General features: G+C 30.1%; 17 protein-coding genes. 11 read left to right on the top strand and 6 right to left on the bottom strand.

Translation table 11 applies throughout. The annotated features are described in order from the left end of the window. Positions 1–11: 11 nt before the first annotated feature. The 4 genes from ACN5J5_RS10015 to ACN5J5_RS10000 all read right to left on the bottom strand — a co-directional run bounded on the left by ACN5J5_RS10015 (position 12) and on the right by ACN5J5_RS10000 (position 6,447). Entirely contained in the window at positions 12–1,337 is a 1,326-nt protein-coding gene (locus ACN5J5_RS10015) for a hypothetical protein (RefSeq protein ID WP_418644766.1), read from the bottom strand. 86 nt (positions 1,338–1,423) lie between these two features. Beyond that, positions 1,424–3,589: a choice-of-anchor D domain-containing protein gene (locus ACN5J5_RS10010; RefSeq protein WP_418644765.1), complete on the bottom strand. Its 2,166-nt coding sequence runs from the start codon at positions 3,587–3,589 to the stop codon at positions 1,424–1,426. 217 nt (positions 3,590–3,806) lie between these two features. Further along, a complete protein-coding gene (gene dnaK / locus ACN5J5_RS10005) occupies positions 3,807–5,711 on the bottom strand; it encodes a molecular chaperone DnaK (protein WP_418644764.1) in 1,905 nt (634 codons plus the stop codon). A gap of 136 nt (positions 5,712–5,847) precedes the next feature. Beyond that, positions 5,848–6,447, bottom strand: coding sequence for an NUDIX hydrolase (locus ACN5J5_RS10000; RefSeq protein WP_418644763.1), 600 nt, complete (start codon positions 6,445–6,447; stop codon positions 5,848–5,850). Between the two features lie 7 nt (positions 6,448–6,454). Here ACN5J5_RS10000 and pyrE point away from each other — a divergent pair, with 7 nt between their 5' ends. Both pyrE and ACN5J5_RS09990 read left to right on the top strand, forming a co-directional pair. Further along, the gene (gene pyrE / locus ACN5J5_RS09995; RefSeq protein ID WP_418644762.1) at positions 6,455–7,105 is read left to right on the top strand and encodes an orotate phosphoribosyltransferase; all 651 of its coding nucleotides are present in this window, start codon (positions 6,455–6,457) and stop codon (positions 7,103–7,105) included. Positions 7,106–7,112: 7 nt separating this feature from the next. Next, entirely contained in the window at positions 7,113–7,502 is a 390-nt protein-coding gene (locus tag ACN5J5_RS09990; protein ID WP_418644761.1) for an SRPBCC family protein, read from the top strand. Between the two features lies 1 nt (position 7,503). On the opposite strand, the gene ACN5J5_RS09985 is transcribed toward ACN5J5_RS09990, so the two are convergent. Continuing rightward, positions 7,504–8,235, bottom strand: a complete 732-nt coding sequence (locus tag ACN5J5_RS09985; RefSeq protein ID WP_418644760.1) for a biotin--[acetyl-CoA-carboxylase] ligase — start codon at positions 8,233–8,235, stop codon at positions 7,504–7,506. Between the two features lie 87 nt (positions 8,236–8,322). Between ACN5J5_RS09985 and rsfS the strand changes: the two genes are divergently transcribed. From rsfS to ACN5J5_RS09955, 6 genes are read left to right on the top strand one after another with little or no spacing between them, the layout of a single operon-like run. Continuing rightward, positions 8,323–8,691: a ribosome silencing factor gene (rsfS, locus tag ACN5J5_RS09980; protein ID WP_418644759.1), complete on the top strand. Its 369-nt coding sequence runs from the start codon at positions 8,323–8,325 to the stop codon at positions 8,689–8,691. Between the two features lie 28 nt (positions 8,692–8,719). Continuing rightward, positions 8,720–10,648, top strand: a complete 1,929-nt coding sequence (ftsH, locus tag ACN5J5_RS09975) for an ATP-dependent zinc metalloprotease FtsH (RefSeq protein ID WP_418644758.1) — start codon at positions 8,720–8,722, stop codon at positions 10,646–10,648. An 11-nt stretch (positions 10,649–10,659) separates the two neighbouring features. After that, a complete protein-coding gene (locus tag ACN5J5_RS09970; RefSeq protein ID WP_418644757.1) occupies positions 10,660–11,250 on the top strand; it encodes a hypothetical protein in 591 nt (196 codons plus the stop codon). Positions 11,251–11,253: 3 nt separating this feature from the next. Next, positions 11,254–12,048: a phosphatidate cytidylyltransferase gene (locus ACN5J5_RS09965; RefSeq protein ID WP_418644756.1), complete on the top strand. Its 795-nt coding sequence runs from the start codon at positions 11,254–11,256 to the stop codon at positions 12,046–12,048. Positions 12,049–12,073: 25 nt separating this feature from the next. Further along, positions 12,074–12,331 carry an acyl-CoA-binding protein gene (locus tag ACN5J5_RS09960; RefSeq protein ID WP_418644755.1) on the top strand — a complete coding sequence of 86 codons (258 nt, stop codon included), beginning with the start codon at positions 12,074–12,076 and terminating at the stop codon, positions 12,329–12,331. Between the two features lie 5 nt (positions 12,332–12,336). Next, complete coding sequence (locus ACN5J5_RS09955; protein WP_418644754.1) at positions 12,337–12,966, top strand: YceI family protein; 630 nt, start codon at positions 12,337–12,339, stop codon at positions 12,964–12,966. A 63-nt stretch (positions 12,967–13,029) separates the two neighbouring features. Here ACN5J5_RS09955 and ACN5J5_RS09950 read toward each other — a convergent pair whose 3' ends face one another. Then, positions 13,030–14,577: a peptide MFS transporter gene (locus ACN5J5_RS09950; protein WP_418644753.1), complete on the bottom strand. Its 1,548-nt coding sequence runs from the start codon at positions 14,575–14,577 to the stop codon at positions 13,030–13,032. Between the two features lie 189 nt (positions 14,578–14,766). On the opposite strand from ACN5J5_RS09950, the gene ACN5J5_RS09945 reads away from it, so the two are divergent. From ACN5J5_RS09945 to ACN5J5_RS09935, 3 genes are read left to right on the top strand one after another with little or no spacing between them, the layout of a single operon-like run. Continuing rightward, positions 14,767–15,447, top strand: coding sequence for a TetR/AcrR family transcriptional regulator (locus ACN5J5_RS09945; protein ID WP_418644752.1), 681 nt, complete (start codon positions 14,767–14,769; stop codon positions 15,445–15,447). After that, on the top strand, positions 15,437–17,101 hold the full coding sequence (locus tag ACN5J5_RS09940) for a peptidase domain-containing ABC transporter (protein ID WP_418644751.1): 1,665 nt from the start codon (positions 15,437–15,439) through the stop codon (positions 17,099–17,101). The genes ACN5J5_RS09945 and ACN5J5_RS09940 overlap by 11 nt, the downstream gene beginning before the upstream one ends. 10 nt (positions 17,102–17,111) lie before the next feature. Beyond that, a complete protein-coding gene (locus ACN5J5_RS09935; protein WP_418644750.1) occupies positions 17,112–18,461 on the top strand; it encodes an HlyD family secretion protein in 1,350 nt (449 codons plus the stop codon). Positions 18,462–18,465 lie beyond the last annotated feature (4 nt).

The raw sequence follows: 18,465 nt of genomic DNA, 5'->3' as shown, positions 1-18,465 counted from the left end.
AAAGTATCTATTTAGTTTTTAGGTTTAGCATTGCATTTTACATACCCACCATAAGGAGCTCTAACACTAGCTCTGTTAATTCCATTAAAAAAAGGACTTCCATATTTTCCGCCCCCAGTATAGTCTTTTCTTACTATAAACTGTTGCAACATACATTTTCCGCCAGTATTTTTCTGTACAACAGCCCCAACTGCCCATTGATACAAAGGTACTCCTGTTACTCTATGTTTTACAGTTGACCATCTATTAGATGTCATGTATTGATATATATTTTGCATACTCATTTTACCATAATATTTATTCAATCCACTTACAGCTGCTCTTTTAATTGCTGAATTTTTATCAAAACTTCCTTTAGCTGGCATTGTTACACTATTTAACTTTGCTCCTAACCAATCTTTACGTAAGTCATCAAACTTAGCAAAAGTTGTTTGAGAAGTTACTTCAGGGTTTTTATAATACTTCTTAATTTTTTCTGGATCTTTTGCCGCAATTACAAACTGTTTTGGTTGGGCATTATTCATCCATTTATGACCAACATTATCATTTTTATGATATACCGCTGCTCCAATTAATAATACTCCTGGCTCCAATAAAAGCACATTTGTATTCGTCCATTCTGGTCCACCCCCCATTCCAAATTGAAATTGAATATTACCTTTATCGGCAGATTTTCTGTACTTCTCAGGAACAACACCGTAACGTTTTTGGTTTGGTGAAAAATAGGCATTTAACTGATATGATGCTGGGTCGTACTCAATAGAAAAACCTTCGTAAATATCACCTGGATCTCTATCAAAATGATTTGTTGGATTTCTAACAAAGTATTGTGATAGATGGTAGTAACCAGACAGTTCCATCTTGTCAGAAAAACCACCATCGTAAGCAGGTAATTTTTTAAACTTTGTTCTGTTTAATACATAAATTTGATTGTCTTTAAATTTATCATTTTCACTACTTTCAATTGGTGAAGGAATTTTATTTACTTCTTTTCCTTTACTTTTTTCTTTAGCTAACAAAGCTTCTTTTTCTGCTGCTTGTTTTTGTTGATATTCTTTATACTTTTTAAAATAAAAATCTTGCTTTTGTTTATCGTTGGGATACTTTTTAGCTAACTCTTTTTTAAACTCTTCGTCTGAGTACTCGTTAGTATTTGACGTTGAATTAGTAGTTGAACTTGTAGCTGATTTTTCTATTGATGAAGAAGCTTTCTTTGTTATTTTTTTTGTTACTTTTTGCTTAGCTTTTTTTAACATACCACCAAACTGAGCATTAGCTGTTTGATGAAACAAAAAACTAGCGAAGAATAAACAAACTAATATTATATATTTTTTCATTTCTATTATTGTTTTTATGCTATTAGAAGCTACCTGCTTTTTTACACAGGTAACTTTCTTGAACTACTATTTAAAGGGAATGTTTTTTATTGACAACTAGAAGTACTCCAAGAAGCTCCAGATGGCTTAGCCCATTGGTTTGCTTGAGTATTTGGTGGGTTTAAAGGATCAAAACCAGCATCATGTTGAATACAAGTTAAGTTATCATTATTATCTGCAACCATATAAATAAAGTTTATATTGTTACCATTAGCTACGTTTAAACTTGTTAAATTATTACGTCTAACATGTAAAGTAACAACTCTCGAATTATTAGAAATATCTACACTTGTTAAATTGTTGTCAAACACAACTAAAGTTCTTAAATCTGGATACATAGAAACATCTAACGTACTAATTTGATTCTTCTCTAAGTATAAAGTTCGTAAATCATTGGCTGTTGTTGGTAATGATAAAGTAGCAATATTATTATCTCCACATTGAAAATTCTCTAAGCTAGAATGATTTGTTAAATCTATTGCACTAATACTATTTTCCTCAATTAATATAGTTTCTAGTGCTGTATTAGCTGAAAGATCCAAGGCTGTTAAACTATTTCTTCTTAAGATTAATCTTTTTAATGCTGTATTTTGACTTAAATCTATACTTGTTAACGAATTATTATCAGCATTAAACTGTGTAATATTCACAAAAGCCTCTAAACCTGTTACATCTGAGATATTTAATCCGTCTACTTTAATTTCACCCGTGAAAGCCTGAGCTTCTGACACTTGAATTTCACTATCTCCATTAGTATTAATAGCGTTATTAGCAACTAAAGCTGTTTTAAAATTAGTATCTGGTATATTTACAATAGTACCTGTTGCGGCTTGTAACCCCGTACCATTAATCATAATAGCATAACTTGGTTTTGTAGGATCATTGCTTTCTACAACTATCATTGCTTGCTTTTGTCCTTCAGATTGTGGTGTAAAACGTGCTGTCACCTCATAAACGCCACCATTAGGAGCAATTGTTTGTGGTGCAGATACATTTACCAAGGTAAAGTCACTAGAGTTAAGTCCACTCATTCTAATATTACTTACCTCTAAACTTCCTTGACCATTATTTTGAATAGCAAAAGTTAAATCATTTGAAGAGTTACCTACTGTAACATCTCCAAAACCTAATCCAGTTTCACTAAAAGCAATTGCAGGTTGTGCTGGTGCTGTTCCTGTTCCATTCATTGGTAAAGACGCTTCATTATCACTAGAATTATTAAAAAATTTAATAGATCCTGAAGCAAATCCTTGTGAACTTGGCGTAAACTTAACTTCAAAAGTATATGTATCACCTGGCGCAATAGTTCTTATTAATGAACTTGTACCTCCTACTACTGTAAAAAATGATGCAGAACTACCTCCTATAATATTTACATTAGTAATCTCTAAATCTGCATTTCCTGTATTAGAAACTGTAATGTTTTTAGATACGTTTTTCCCTTCCTCTACATTTCCAAAACGAATAGGTGTTTCACTAAATTCCATTACAGGTATTGGTGTTGCTGTAGCTTTACCAGTTAAAGCAATAGCTTTAACACCCGCATTGGTTGTTACCTCTAAACTTGCTGTTTTTTCGCCTACGACTGTTGGTGCAAACGTTACTGTAATTGTTTTTGTTGTTCCTGCTGCTAAGGTTTCTGCTGTTGCTGAAGTTGAAAAATCAGAAGCATTTGTTCCTTTTACCTCAAAAGCAGTAATTTCTAAATCTGCACTTCCGCTATTAGTTATACTAAACATAACATCTTTTGTTTGATTAACCTCTACATCTCCGAAAACCAACGCTGTTGCACTTAAATCAACTCCAGGTAATGGTTTTGGTTTTGCAATTCCTGTTACTGTAATTTCTTTTTTTCCAATATTGGTAGTAATTTCTATAATAGCCTCTTTTTCTCCTTCTGTTAAAGGAGCAAAGGTAATTTCAAAGCTATACGATTGATCCTTTTTAATTATTTTAGGTACTGCACTAGTTGAAAAATCAGCTGCATTTGTTCCTATTAATACAAATTCATCAATTTCTAAATCTGCCTCTCCCTCATTTGTTACTTTAAATGAGTAGTTAATCGATTGCTCTACTTCTATTGTTCCAAAATCTTTTTCTATCGCTGTAATAGAAAATTCTGCTGGACTAATTTTTTCATCATCATCACAGCTTGTAATACTTGCTAATACAAAAAGTATTGCACTAACATAAATGGTCATTTTTTTTCTCATGTGTGTCTATTTTTTGTTTTTTTACATTTTACATAAAGGTGTTTTTCCCTTATTTAAGCATAAATATATAAGTGATTACTAACACATTGAGAAAAAATTGCTCAAGTGACTTTATTTTTTTCTAAAGCACTTCTTTTCTTTTCTAAAAGAAAAATGAGATTTTTATAAAATAAAAAGCTCGCCTATTGGCGAGCTTTTATAAATTATTTTGTAAAAATTACTTCACTTCTTCAAAATCTACATCTTCAACATTATCTTCCTGAGCATTGTTTGCTTCTGGTTGACCTTGTTGTTGCGCTCCTGCATCGCCACCAGCTTGTTGTTGTGCTGCATACATTTCTTCAGATGCTACTTTCCAAGCTTCGTTAATCTTTTCCATAGCTGCATCAATTTGTGCTAAGTCTTTAGATTCGTGAGCCGCTTTTAATTCAACTAAAGCAGCTTCAATTGGTCCTTTTTTATCATCAGATAATTTATCACCAAATTCTTTTAATTGCTTTTCTGTTTGAAAAATCATTGAATCTGCACCATTAACTTTTTCAGCAGTTTCTTTTGCTTTTGCATCTGCATCAGCATTTGCTTCAGCTTCAGCTTTCATTTTTTCGATTTCTTCTTCTGATAATCCTGAAGAAGCTTCGATACGAATATCCTGAGATTTTCCTGTTGCTTTATCAGCCGCAGAAACCTTGATAATTCCGTTTGCATCAATATCAAAAGTTACTTCAATCTGAGGAACTCCTCTTTGCGCTGGTGGAATATCAGTTAATTGAAAACGACCAATTGTATTGTTATCTGCTGCCATTGCTCTTTCACCTTGTAAAACGTGAATATCTACAGATGGCTGATTATCTACTGCTGTAGAGAATACTTGAGATTTTTTTGTTGGAATAGTAGTATTTGCATCGATTAACTTTGTAAATACATTACCCATTGTTTCAATTCCTAAAGATAAAGGCGTTACATCTAATAATAAAACGTCTTTTACATCTCCAGTTAAAACACCTCCTTGAATTGCAGCTCCTAAAGAAACAACTTCATCAGGATTTACTCCTTTACTTGGTGATTTTCCGAAGAATTTTTCAACAGCTTCTTGAATTGCAGGAATACGAGTTGAACCACCTACTAAAATTACTTCATCAATATCAGATGTTGATAAATCAGCATTTTTTAAAGCTGTTTGACAAGGCTCAATAGTTCTTTTTACTAAGTCATCAATTAAAGCTTCAAATTTAGCTCTTGTTAATGTTCTTACTAAGTGTTTTGGTCCACTAGCAGTAGCAGTAATATAAGGTAAATTAATTTCTGATGAAGTAGTAGATGATAATTCAATCTTCGCTTTTTCAGCAGCTTCTTTTAAACGCTGTAAAGACATCGGGTCTTTACGTAAATCCATTCCTTCTTCTGCATTAAATTCATCAGCTAACCAGTTAATGATTTTTTCATCAACATCATCACCTCCTAAATGCGTATCTCCATCCGTAGCTAATACTTCAAAAACTCCGTCTCCTAATTCTAAGATAGAAACATCATGTGTTCCTCCACCAAAATCAAAAACAACGATTTTTTTATCATCATTTGCTTTATCTAAACCATACGCTAATGCAGCTGCAGTTGGCTCGTTAATAATTCTTCTAACTTTTAAACCTGCAATTTCACCAGCTTCTTTAGTTGCTTGACGTTGTGCATCGTTAAAATATGCTGGCACAGTAATTACTGCTTCTGCTACATCTTGACCTAAATAGTCTTCAGCAGTTTTTTTCATTTTTTGTAATACCATTGCTGATATTTCTTGTGGTGTATATAAACGACCATCAATATCAACACGTGGAGTATCATTATCTCCTTTTACAACACTATAAGGTACTCTTCCTGCTTCTTTTGAAGATTCAGAAAACTTGTTACCCATAAAACGTTTAATAGAATAAACTGTTTTTGTTGGATTGGTAACTGCCTGACGCTTTGCTGGATCACCAACTTTACGCTCTCCTCCTTCTACGAACGCTACGATAGATGGTGTAGTTCTTTTTCCTTCTGCATTAGGAATAACAACTGGTTCATTTCCTTCCATTACAGAAACACATGAATTTGTTGTTCCTAAATCAATTCCTATAATTTTACTCATAATAATTATTTATCTTAAATTTTTAATTCAATTTTACGAGTAGTAATAGTCAAACTGTGTGCCAACTAATTTTTGCTTTTATTTTGGCAGAAAAAGTATTATTGATGGGTATTTACAATGACAGAGTGTCATTTTTTTATAGCTTTATATAGTAATCAAATACCGTTATAATATTAGAAAACGTATTTTTTAAAACTTCTTTAGTAGCTTCAGCATCTTTAAAAACTGCTTTTGTAATTCCCTCTTCTATTTGAGGTGTTAATTTTTCGGTAAATGATGTGTGCATTAAATACCAATGTGTTTCTTTTACGCGATGTTTACCATTTTGAATAAAAAAGTGATACGTTTCTGTAAGTTTTTTATCAATCACTAAATTTGTAACACCGCATTCTTCTTCAACTTCTCTTACTGCAGTTTCTTCAAGGCTTTCTCCCGCCTCAGTTCTTCCTTTTGGCAAATCCCATTTGGTACCTCTGTAAATAAATAAAATTTCTTTTTGGGTATTTAACACCAATCCGCCAGCAGCAATTTTAACCTTAAAATTTAACTTAAAAACACCCCAATCTTGCTCTAAATTAGGTGTAAAAAGATAAACGCCTTTTAATTTACCTAGTTTTAACTTATAAATAAGTTCTTCTATAATTGTATTTTTGTAAATATACACCACATAATCTTCTTCATTTTTTAATGAAGTTGTAAAGATTATTGGTTTATCATTAACAAAAACTTTATACATTTGCGCTATGGATTTTAACAAAGATACAGGAAAAAAAACAGCTGAACTTTTACTACAAGTAAAAGCAATTAAATTAAGCCCTAACGAACCTTTTACATGGGCTTCTGGTTGGAAATCACCAATATACTGCGACAATAGAGTTACATTATCTTATCCACCAGTAAGAAATTTTTTAAAAGAAGAAATTGCTAAATTAGTAGAAACCAAACATGGTAAACCTGATGTTATTGCAGGTGTTGCTACTGGTGCCATTGCTATTGGTATGTTAGTTGCTCAAGAACTTGGCGTACCTTTTATATATGTTCGTCCTGAGCCTAAAAAACATGGTCGAAAAAACCAGATAGAAGGGCATTTAGAAAGCGGACAAAACGTAGTGGTTATTGAAGATTTAATTAGTACTGGTAAAAGTAGTTTAAATGCTGTAAAAGCTTTAAAAGAAGCAAACGCAACCGTAAAAGGTATGATTGCTATTTTTTCATACGGTTTTGACATTGCTACTGAAAATTTTAAAAACGACCATGTAGAGTTAACAACTTTAAGTAATTATGAGTATTTACTAGAACAAGCTTTAGACAGTAAATACATTACTAGCGAAGAATTAAGAATGTTAGAAGATTGGAGAGTAGAACCTAGCAAATGGAAACAAAACGAAAAATAAGAAAATAATGAATATTGAAGGTAACAAAATAGTTGTAAAAAAATCTACCCAAGAAGTTTTTAATTTTTTAATAAAGTTAGAAAACTTTGAACAGTTAATGCCAGAAAACACTCAGAAATTTGAGGTTGATGGAGATAGTTTTATCTTCGGATTAAAAGGAATGCCAGAAATAAGATTGGTAATGAAAGAAAAAACAGAATTTTCTAACATTACTTTAGGTGCTGCCAGTAGTAAATTACCTTTTACTTTAGCTGCCGATATTGATGAAGTTTCTGAAAACGAAAGTAATGTTGTTTTAAAATTTGAGGGAGATTTTAACCCGATGATGGCAATGATGGTTAAAAAACCTTTAACTAAGTTTATTGATACTTTAACTGAAAATATTGCTAAATTATAAATTAAGCAAAAGAAACCTCTTTAATTCCAAATTCTTTAACGGTTTCATTTTCTAATTCTATTTGGAGGTTTCCCATAGCCGAAACGCCAATAATTTTACCCATAAATAAAATGTTCTGACTTGTTTTAAACATACTCGGAACATTTTTTTTATACAAAACATTTAAATATTTTTCTTCTAAAGCCAAATATTCTTTATTTTCTAACAATTTAAGATTAGTTTTTAGGCAGTTTATTATTTTATCTAATAAAAAATCTAAATCAAATTCTTTTCCTAAAATTATTTTTAATGAAGATGCATTTGGCAAATCATCAGAAAAACTATTTTGATTTACATTAAGGCCAATACCTATAATAGAAGAACTTATTTTATTTAAACTTAATGTATTTTCTATTAAAACACCTGCAATTTTTTTGTTTTCTGACAATATGTCGTTAGGCCATTTAATTTTTAACTGAGGTAATTTCAACCCTTTAACAGCCTCAAAAACACTTAAAGAAACACTATAATTTAAATACTTATAATCTGCAGCTTTTAGTTTTAAAAACTCACAAAACACACTAAAAGTAAGGTTTTTACCTTCTTCTACTTGCCAATTAGCATTCATTTGTCCCCTACCAGAAGTTTGTGTTTTGGCAACCACCACAGTAAAGTTATCAACACTTACTTTTGCTGCCATATCTTTTAAAAAAGAATTGGTAGAATCAATGGCATCAAGTTTGATTATTTTCATATAAATATTGCGAATAAAACAAGTATCAATATTAAGCAAATTACTCGCAAAAAAACAATAACTTTGCTTAAAACTTAATTTTTTTTGATGACAAAAAAACAAGCAAGCACAGACGATTTAATTGCTGTGATTATAAAAGGAATTGACGAAGTAAAGGGAGAAGATATCCAATTACTAGATTTAAGAGAAATAGAAAATACTGTTTGCGATTATTTTATAATCTGTTCAGGTAATTCTAACACTCAAGTAAATGCCATTTCAGGTTCTGTACAAAAAATTGTAGGTAAAGAACTAAAAGACAAGCCTTGGCACATTGAAGGTCAAACAAATGCTGAATGGGTTTTAATGGATTATGTAAACGTTGTAGTACATGTTTTTCAAAAACAAGTACGCGATTACTATGATATTGAAAGTCTTTGGGGTGATGCCAAAATTACAGAAATTAACCCTGCATAATTATCAAAATTTTTAGACACATTATTTTATGAGTGATAAGAAAAAAAATGCCCCGAAATTTACTTTTAATTCTTTTTGGCTATACATTCCAATAATCGTTATTCTTTTAGGTTTAAGCTTTTTAAACTCTAATAATTTAGGATCTCGTAATATTTCAAAAAACGAGTTTAATAAAATATTACAAGCCAACGATATTCAAAAAATTGTTATTGAAAACAATAATGTAGCTCAAATATTCTTAAAAAGTGATGCTGAGAAAAAAGACGAGCATAAAAAATTAACTGATTCTCCTTTTTACCGAAAAGGAGCTCCGCTTTACACTTATAATTTTGGTGATTTACAAAATTTTGAAAACGAAATTAAAAAAGAAAAAGTTGAAAAAAATCTTGACTTTGACAGAGCTAATGTAGAACCTACAAGTTTAATTACAACACTATTTGATTTTCTTCCGTTTATCTTATTAATTGGTATTTGGTTATTTTTTATGAGAAGAATGTCTGGTGGAGGCGCTGGTGGCGCTGGTGGCGGTCAAATATTTAACATTGGTAAATCAAAAGCTAAATTATTTGACGAAAACACTAAAGTAAAAACAACTTTTAAAAATGTAGCTGGTTTAGAAGGAGCAAAAGAAGAAGTTCAAGAAATTGTAGATTTCTTAAAAACTCCTGAAAAATACACAAAACTAGGTGGTAAAATACCAAAAGGAGCCTTATTAGTAGGACCTCCAGGAACAGGAAAAACGTTATTAGCTAAAGCTGTTGCAGGTGAGGCTGGCGTACCTTTCTTTTCTTTATCTGGATCTGATTTTGTTGAAATGTTTGTTGGTGTGGGTGCATCTCGTGTAAGAGATTTATTTAAACAAGCGCAACAAAAATCACCTTCAATTATTTTTATAGATGAAATTGATGCCATTGGTAGAGCAAGAGGTAAAAACAGTATGACAGGTGGTAATGATGAACGTGAAAATACATTAAATCAACTTTTAACTGAAATGGATGGTTTTGGTACCGATACAAACGTTATTGTATTAGCCGCAACAAACCGTGCAGATGTTTTAGACAAAGCCTTAATGCGTGCTGGTCGTTTTGATCGTCAAATTTATGTTGATTTACCAGACTTACACGAACGTAGAGAAATTTTTGAAGTACATATTAAACCTTTAAAATTAGCTGAAAATTCTAATCTAGAATTATTAGCACAACAAACTCCTGGTTTTTCTGGAGCTGATATTGCTAACTTATGTAACGAAGCTGCTTTAATCGCTGCTAGAAACAATAAAGAAGCTATTGAACATCAAGATTTCTTAGATGCTGTGGATAGAATTGTAGGTGGTTTAGAAAAGAAAAACAAAGTAATTACTCCGAAAGAAAAAAAGGTAATCGCTTTTCATGAAGCTGGTCATGCTACCGTTAGTTGGATGTTAGAACATGCTGCTCCGCTTGTAAAAGTAACCATTGTGCCTCGTGGTCAATCACTAGGTGCTGCTTGGTATCTTCCAGAAGAAAGAAAAATTATTCAAACAGAACAAATGCTTGATGAAATGTGTGCTACTATGGGTGGTAGAGCTGCAGAGAAATTAATGTTTAATAAAATTTCTACTGGTGCCTTAAGCGATTTAGAAAAAGTTACAAAACAGGCTCGTGCTATGGTTACCGTTTATGGTTTAAATGATAAAGTTGGTAATATTACTTTTTACGATTCGTCTGGAAACGACTCTTTTGTAAAACCTTATAGTGATGATACTGCTAAGATTATTGATGAAGAAATCTCTAAAATGATTGAAAATCAATACCAAAGAGCTATTGACCTTTTAAGTAAACACAAAGATAAACTTAGCGAACTTGCTGATTTATTACTTGAAAAAGAAGTTATTTTTAAAGACGACTTACTAAGAGTATTTGGTAAAAGGCCTTTTGAAATAGAGGAAAAGAAAGCTAATCCGATAATTGAAGAATAGTTTTTATTTGAATGAATTTTTTAAAGAAAATATACAAATCATACAAAGAATCATCGAGAGAAAAAATAGCTAAAGAACAAGAAGTTAATTTATCTTTAGATGATTCTTTTGTACATAATTTTATTAATAAAGGCGGTAAATTTTTATACTGTACAACTATAAACGAAGTTTCAAATAATTTAAAACATATTTTACAAGAAAATAATTGGCAAAAAATTACTTGTACTGATTTTGATTTATTAAAAATTACAAAAGATATAGATGTAAACGTAGATGATACTATTACTGAAACTGTACCTTTTTTCACTTCTTGTGAGCATTTAATAGCCAATAAAGGAGATATTTTATTCTCATCCAATCAATTAGGAAGCGAAAAACTTTCTTCGCACTCTAAATACTTTATTGTTTATGCCACCACAAGCCAATTAGTAAAAAATATGAGCGAAGGATTAACAGGAATAAAAGCTCATTTTAGCGGCAACATACCTACCAATATTAGCTCTACCACAAATTATAAAATAGATGTTGAGGATGATAGTTTTTTAAGTTATGGTAATAGTAACTCAAAAAACTTATATTTGCTGCTCTTTGAAGATTTATAAACTATGCGCAACCTTATAACAAGAAGTATTTCTGGACTTGTTTATGCTATTATTTTTATTTCCGCTATACTTTTCTCAAAAGAATCTTATATAGGATTAATGGCTATTTTTGCTGCTATTTGTGTTTTTGAGTTCTCTAAAATGCTTAAAACCAAAAATATTATTCCATATATTATATTAGTCGGAATTATATTTTTATCAGTCATTAAAATTCCTAATTCTGTAACCAATAATTTAATTGGTTTTTCTTTAACAGGCCTAACTATACTGCTTTATTTATTAATTAGTACAAAACCGATAAAAACAGAAAGTATTGGGCAAAAAATATTTTTACAAATAATTTATTTAATTCTGCCATTTTATTTTTTGATAAAATTACCTTTTCTTGACCATAGTTACCATCCGAATTTAATTATATACATTATTTTAATAATTTGGACCAATGATAGCTTTGCTTTTATAGTTGGTAAAAACTTTGGTAAGCATAAATTATTCGAATCTGTATCTCCTAAAAAAACGATTGAAGGTTTTATTGGTGGATTAATATTTGCTATAATTGCTGGTTTTTTAATTGGTAAATATTCTTCTCACTTTTCTATTTTAAATTGGATAATTATAGCAGTTATCGTTTCTATTTTAGGTTCTTTAGGTGATTTGGTTGAATCTAAATTTAAAAGACAAGCTAACGTAAAAGACAGTGGAACTATTATGCCTGGGCATGGTGGATTACTTGACAGACTTGATAGTTTGTTTTTCCTTGCTCCGTTCGTATATTTGTACATCCACTTTATAATATAACTACACACCCAATTACCTTTACTTTATGGTAAATGATTTAAACATACAATTTCAAGAAGCCTACAAAAAAGCCTCTGATTACGAAGAAAAGTTACCGCCTGATGTAATGCTGAAATTATATGCATATTATAAACAAGCAGTTAAAGGAGATAAATTTACCTTTAACGAAAACAACAACTTAAGAAACGCTTTTAAATTTAACGCTTGGGTGCAGTTAAAAGGGATGAGTGAAGATGAAGCTAAAAAAGAATACATCAACTTAGTTAATTCAATTATAAAATAATTATCATGAAAAAAATCATTTATTCTGTATTTACATTTGTTATCATTTCAAACTTTATTTCATGTAAATCAGAAGCTAAAAAAGAAACGCCTGAAAAAAAAGAAACAAAAATAGCTGAAAAAGCGCCTTTTGTTTTACAAAATGCGAACAATAAAATAAATTGGACAGCATACAAAACAACAGAAAAACTGCCAGTAAAGGGTCTTTTTAAAAAAGTAAACATAACCACAAATGGTGAAGGAAATACAGTTAAAGAAGCTGTTAATAACACCACGTTCTCTGTTCCTGTAAGTAGCATTTTTACAGAAAACACCAGTAGAGATTTTAAAATTAAAACTTTCTTTTTTGGAATTATGGATAAAACTGAATTACTTTCAGGTAACTTAATTTTAGAAAACGATTCAATCGGTTATTCTGATTTAACAATGAATGGAGTTACTAAAAAACTTCCTTTTAAATACACAATAAAAGGCAAGGTTTTTAATTTAACTGGTAATTTAAAAATTAGTAATTGGAGTGCCGAAAAAGCTTTAAGCTCTTTAAATGAAGCATGCGGAGACCTACATAAAGGAGCAGATGGAGTTACTAAAACATGGGATGATGTTGCTATAAACATCACTTCAACTTTTAAGTAAAAATAACTATTTATTAAAAACGCCTTTGATTAAATCAAAGGCGTTTTTGTTTTATATTCAGTTTTAGTGAATTTTATGCATCATATTTTTTATTGGTATAGAAAAAACAATTACTAGAATACCAACAAACAAAGCTATTATACCAAAGCTGGCATACACTGACACATACGAGTATAGTTGCTGAAAAATAATCTCTTTTTCTAAAATAACACTATTAGACATTCCTGTAATAAATTGTGTTATTTCTCCAAAAAAACCTGTTGAAAAAACTCCTAAATTCCCTTCTGATACACTTGTAAGTTTTGCTATTTTCCCTGCAAAATAATGCCCATAAAAATTTGCAGAAAACCATACACCCATTATAAACGCAACATATTTTACGGGCGATAATTCTGTCATTTTAGACAAACCTATTGGTGACAAAAACAATTCACCTATTGTTAATACTAAATACCCAACAATTAAATAAAACATAGGTGTTTTTGCAAAATCATCAACTTGATTTGCTGACATTCCGAAAATTACAAATCCTAATCCTAAAAAGAATAATCCGAGTCCGAATTTAATTACCGAATTAGGATTCTTATTAATTCTACTCAAAAAAGTCCATAACATAGAAAACGGAATTGCTAATAAAATAATAAATCCGGAATTGATACTATTGGTACCTGCTGCACTCATTCCTATTAAATTCACATTTCTATCTGCGAAGAGCGTTAATGAACTACCTGCCTGCTCAAAGATTGCAGAAAAGAGTGTGTACAAAACCGTAAAATAAACAGCCACCAATAAACGCTGCTTCTCGGTTTTACTTACTTGTTTTAAAATATAACTAATATATCTGATTAAAAATAGCGAAACTACCCAAACCAAATAATGCTCAAATTGATGAAACCGCACAATTAAGGCAAATATTGGTACCGATAAAAATGCTGCAATAATTATAGCATTCCCTTTTTTTATTCCGAAGATTGATTCATTATACAACTCCTTATTTGTAACCAAACCTTTATCTTCAAAAGTATTATTTTTAAGGCCTCTTTGAAATACAAGCAATCCTAATAACATACCAATACCTGCTAATACAAAGCCATAATGCCAACCATAAGTTTCGGAAAACCAAGCACAAGCTAACGGCGCTACTGCCCCACCAATATTTATACCCATATAAAAAATGGTAAATCCTGCATCTCTACGCACATCTCCTTGCTCATACAAATTACCTACAAATGATGATATATTTGGTTTAAAAAAACCATTCCCTACGATAATTAAAGCCAATGATCCGTAGAAAAAAACTGGTTGCTCAAAGGTTAGTAAGAAATGTCCCAACGCCATTAATACACCTCCTAATAAAATAGCTTTTCTAAAACCTAGTATTTTATCAGCAAGAATACCTCCAATCATTGGTGTTACATACACTAGTGACATATATGCTGCATATACTCCGAATGACATTTCATCAGAATACAATAAATGCTTTGTCATGTATAAAACAAGTAACGCTCGCATACCGTAAAATGAAAATCGCTCCCATAATTCAGCAAAAAATAAATAAAGTAATCCTTTTGGATGCCCCATAAAATCGGACGTAGATGTATGTGTTTTCATAAAATAAATTTGTTTTTCAAATCTATTTTTATGTGAACTTTTTAAAAAGCATTGTAGTTAATTGTACTTAAAAATAATGAATTGTGAGTTTTTGTAACTCAAAAAACAAGCACACAGTAATTAATTTAATACAAATACTTTCTTTTTTTAATAGTATTACTATTATATTTGCAAGTGTAATTTTATTTTATGGAAAATTTATTATCAAATATTAAAATTGAAATTCCTTCGGGGATTTATATTAAAGATCCTGAAACATCTGACTTAGGGAAAAGAATTATAGAAAATAGTATTATTTTAATTGAAAATATTGGCTTTGAAAATTTCAATTTTAAAAAATTAGGAAATTTAATCGGTTCTAATGAAAGCTCTATCTATAGATATTTCGAAAGCAAGCATAAACTATTAATATATTTAACTTCTTGGTACTGGGGTTGGCTTCAATATCAATTAGTAATAGAAACTTATAGTATAAATGATCCTCAAAAAAAATTAATTAAAGCCGTTGAAATAGTAACTAAAACCACTGAACAAGACAATAATTTTTCTCATATTAATGAAGTTTTATTAAACTTGATAGTAATTAACGAAAACTCAAAATCATATTCGACAAAGGACGTAGATACTGAAAACAAAGAAGGTTTTTTTAAACTTTATAAAGAAGTAGTAAAACGTTTGGCTAATATAATTACCAACTATAAAAACTCATACCAACATCCATTAACTTTAGCTAGTACGATTATTGAAGGGGCATTACATCAGCAATTTATTAAGCAACACTTTAAATCTTTAACAAATTGTAACCAAAATATTTCTCCCACTTCATTTTTTCTTGATATAACAATAAACACTCTTTTAAATGAAAAATAATAACCAGCTATCTCCTTGGCAACGCTTTTTAGGACTTATAAATTTAGAAAAAAAGGATGTTTTACAAATATCGTATTATGCAATTTTTGAAGGTTTAGTTGCCCTATCGCTTCCATTAGGAATACAAGCGATTATAAATTTATTACAAGGTGCCCAAGTTTCTGCTTCATGGATAGTTCTTGTTATTTTAGTTACCGTGGGAGTTGCTTTTAGTGGCGTATTAAAATTAATGCAAATTAGAATTATAGAAACCATACAGCAACGAATTTTCACAAAAGCATCAATAGAGCTAAGTTATCGGTTTCCAAAAATTAAAATGAGTGAGTTAACTAATTATTACCCACCAGAATTAGCCAATCGTTTTTTTGATACACTTACTATTCAAAAAGGAATCTCTAAGATTTTAATAGATGTTCCTTCTGCTTTTTTGCAAATAATTTTCGCACTTTTATTACTGTCTTTTTATCATCCTTTTTTTATATTATTTGGAGTTTTATTACTATTATTAATTTATATAGTTTTTAAATATACTGCTAAAATAGGTTTAGAGACTAGCCTTAATGAATCTAAAAACAAATATAAAGTTGCACATTGGTTACAAGAAATTGCACGAACAATAATAAGTTTTAAGTTATCAGGAAAAACCAAGCATGCTTTAGATAAAAGTGACACGTTAGTGAGCGAGTATTTAATTTCTAGAGAAAGCCATTTTAAGGTATTAATTACTCAATACATTCAAATGATTAGCTTTAAAGTTGTAATTACTGCTGGATTATTATTAATGGGTGGATTTTTAGTTTTAAACCAAAAAATGAATATTGGACAATTTGTTGCAGCCGAAATAATTATCTTACTAGTAATTGCTTCTGTTGAAAAATTAATTCTTGGTTTAGAATCTTTTTACGACGTTCTTACATCAATTGAAAAACTAGGTCAAGTAATAGATAAACCAATTGAAAATCAAAACGGAAGCACAATTAACAAAACAAAGCCTTTTAAAATTGAAGTTCAAGATATTACATATAAAACACAAAAAAAGAATTATACGATACTAAAAAACATCTCTTTTAATGTTAATCCTAATGATAGGATATTAATTCAAGGTGAAAATGGTTCGGGAAAATCAACTTTAATTCAATTAATTTGTGGCCTTATAAAACCTACAACAGGAAACATTTTTGTTAATAATTTATCAATAGAAAGCTTATTAATTAGTGATTACAGAGCTAATTTAGGGCTGTCTTTATCTGAAGAAACTCCTTTTAAAGGAACCATCAGAGAAAATGTAACATTTGGTGATATTACAATTACTGATGATGAAATTTATTCTATATTTAATATTGTGGGATTATCTGACTTTTTAAAGCGTCAGCCACAAGGTTTAAATACCTACTTAAAACCAGAAGGCAAACTTATTGGATACACCATTTCTAAAAAAATAATTTTAGCCAGAGCAATTATAAAAAAACCAAAACTCTTAATACTTGAAGATGCTTTAGATCAATTAGAAAGAAAAGAAGCTAAGCGTATTATAGATTTTATTACAAACCCACAACAACCATGGAGTTTAATTATTGTAAGTAGTAATGATAATTGGAATGAAAGATGTAATAAACAAATTACTCTTAAAAAAGAAATTATTGTTAATAATTAAATAAAAAACAATGCTAAACATATCTAAAAACACCGTTTCTGATCAAATAGATTTATCTAATTTTAAGTCGGGTAAAAAAGTATTTAGAACAAAACATCATAAATCTTTTAAAAAATTTTTACGTTTCTTTTTACTTGTATTAATTATCACTTTGTTTTTACCTTGGACACAAAATGTATCTAGCACAGGGAATGTAACTACTTTAAAACCTAACCAACGACCACAAACGATACAATCTCAAATACCTGGGCGTATTGAGGAGTGGTTTATTAAAGAAGGAGATTTTGTAAAAAAAGGAGATACTATTTTAAGGATATCTGAAATAAAAAGCAGTTATTTTGATACAAAATTAGCCGAAAGAACTGGCAGTCAATTAAATTCTAAAAATCTTTCAGAAAAATCTTACACTCAAAAAATAGCAGCTTTAAAAAGGCAAATTCATGGTTTAAAAAACGAACGTGAGTTAAAATTACAACAGGCAAAAAACAAATTACAACAAGCTCATTTAAAGGTTAAAAGCGATAGTATTGATTTAAAAACTATTATAATAAAACAAGGTATTGCTAAAACTCAATATGAAAGAACGTTTACATTACAAAAAGAAGGTTTAAAAGCGGTAAAAGATGTAGAGGAAAAGAAAGCTAAATTGCAAGAATATTCTGCAAAAGTTATCTCTCAAAAAAATAAATTATTAACTTCTAAAAATAATATTATCAATGCTAAAATTGCTATTCCAAGCATTGGAGCTTCTTATATAGACAAAATTTCGAAAGCAGAAAGCAGTTTATATTCTGCAAAATCTGGAGCTTATGAGACTGCAATACAAGCTTCTAAATTAGAAACAAACCTGGCTAATTACAATAAAAGAAACTCTTTATTATATGTTACTGCACCGCAAGATGGTTACATCAACAAAACTATAAAATCTGGTATTGGTGAAACGTTTAAAGAAGGCGAACAATTGGTTAATATTATGCCTGCCGTATATGATTTAGCTGTAGAAATGTATATAAGGCCTATTGATTTACCACTAATACATGTTAACGAAAAAGTTCGGGTACAGTTTGATGGTTGGCCGGCAATAATTTTTAGCGGTTGGCCAAATATGTCTACCGGAACTTATGAAGCTAAAATAATTGCCATCGAAAATTTTATTAGCGACAACGGTAAATACAGAGTTTTAATCGTTCCTAATAACGATAAACAACCATGGCCTAAAGCTATTAGAATTGGCTCAGGCGCAAAAACAATTGCCTTATTAGAAAATGTACCTATTTGGTATGAATTATGGAGACAAATTAACAGTTTCCCTCCTAATTTTTATCAACCAAAAAATAAAAATAGTAATTCAAAGAAATAGTAAC

Source organism: Tenacibaculum insulae (assembly GCF_964512435.1).
GTDB lineage: Bacteria > Bacteroidota > Bacteroidia > Flavobacteriales > Flavobacteriaceae > Polaribacter > Polaribacter insulae_A.
This window is presented reverse-complemented; position numbering and strand designations above follow the sequence as displayed.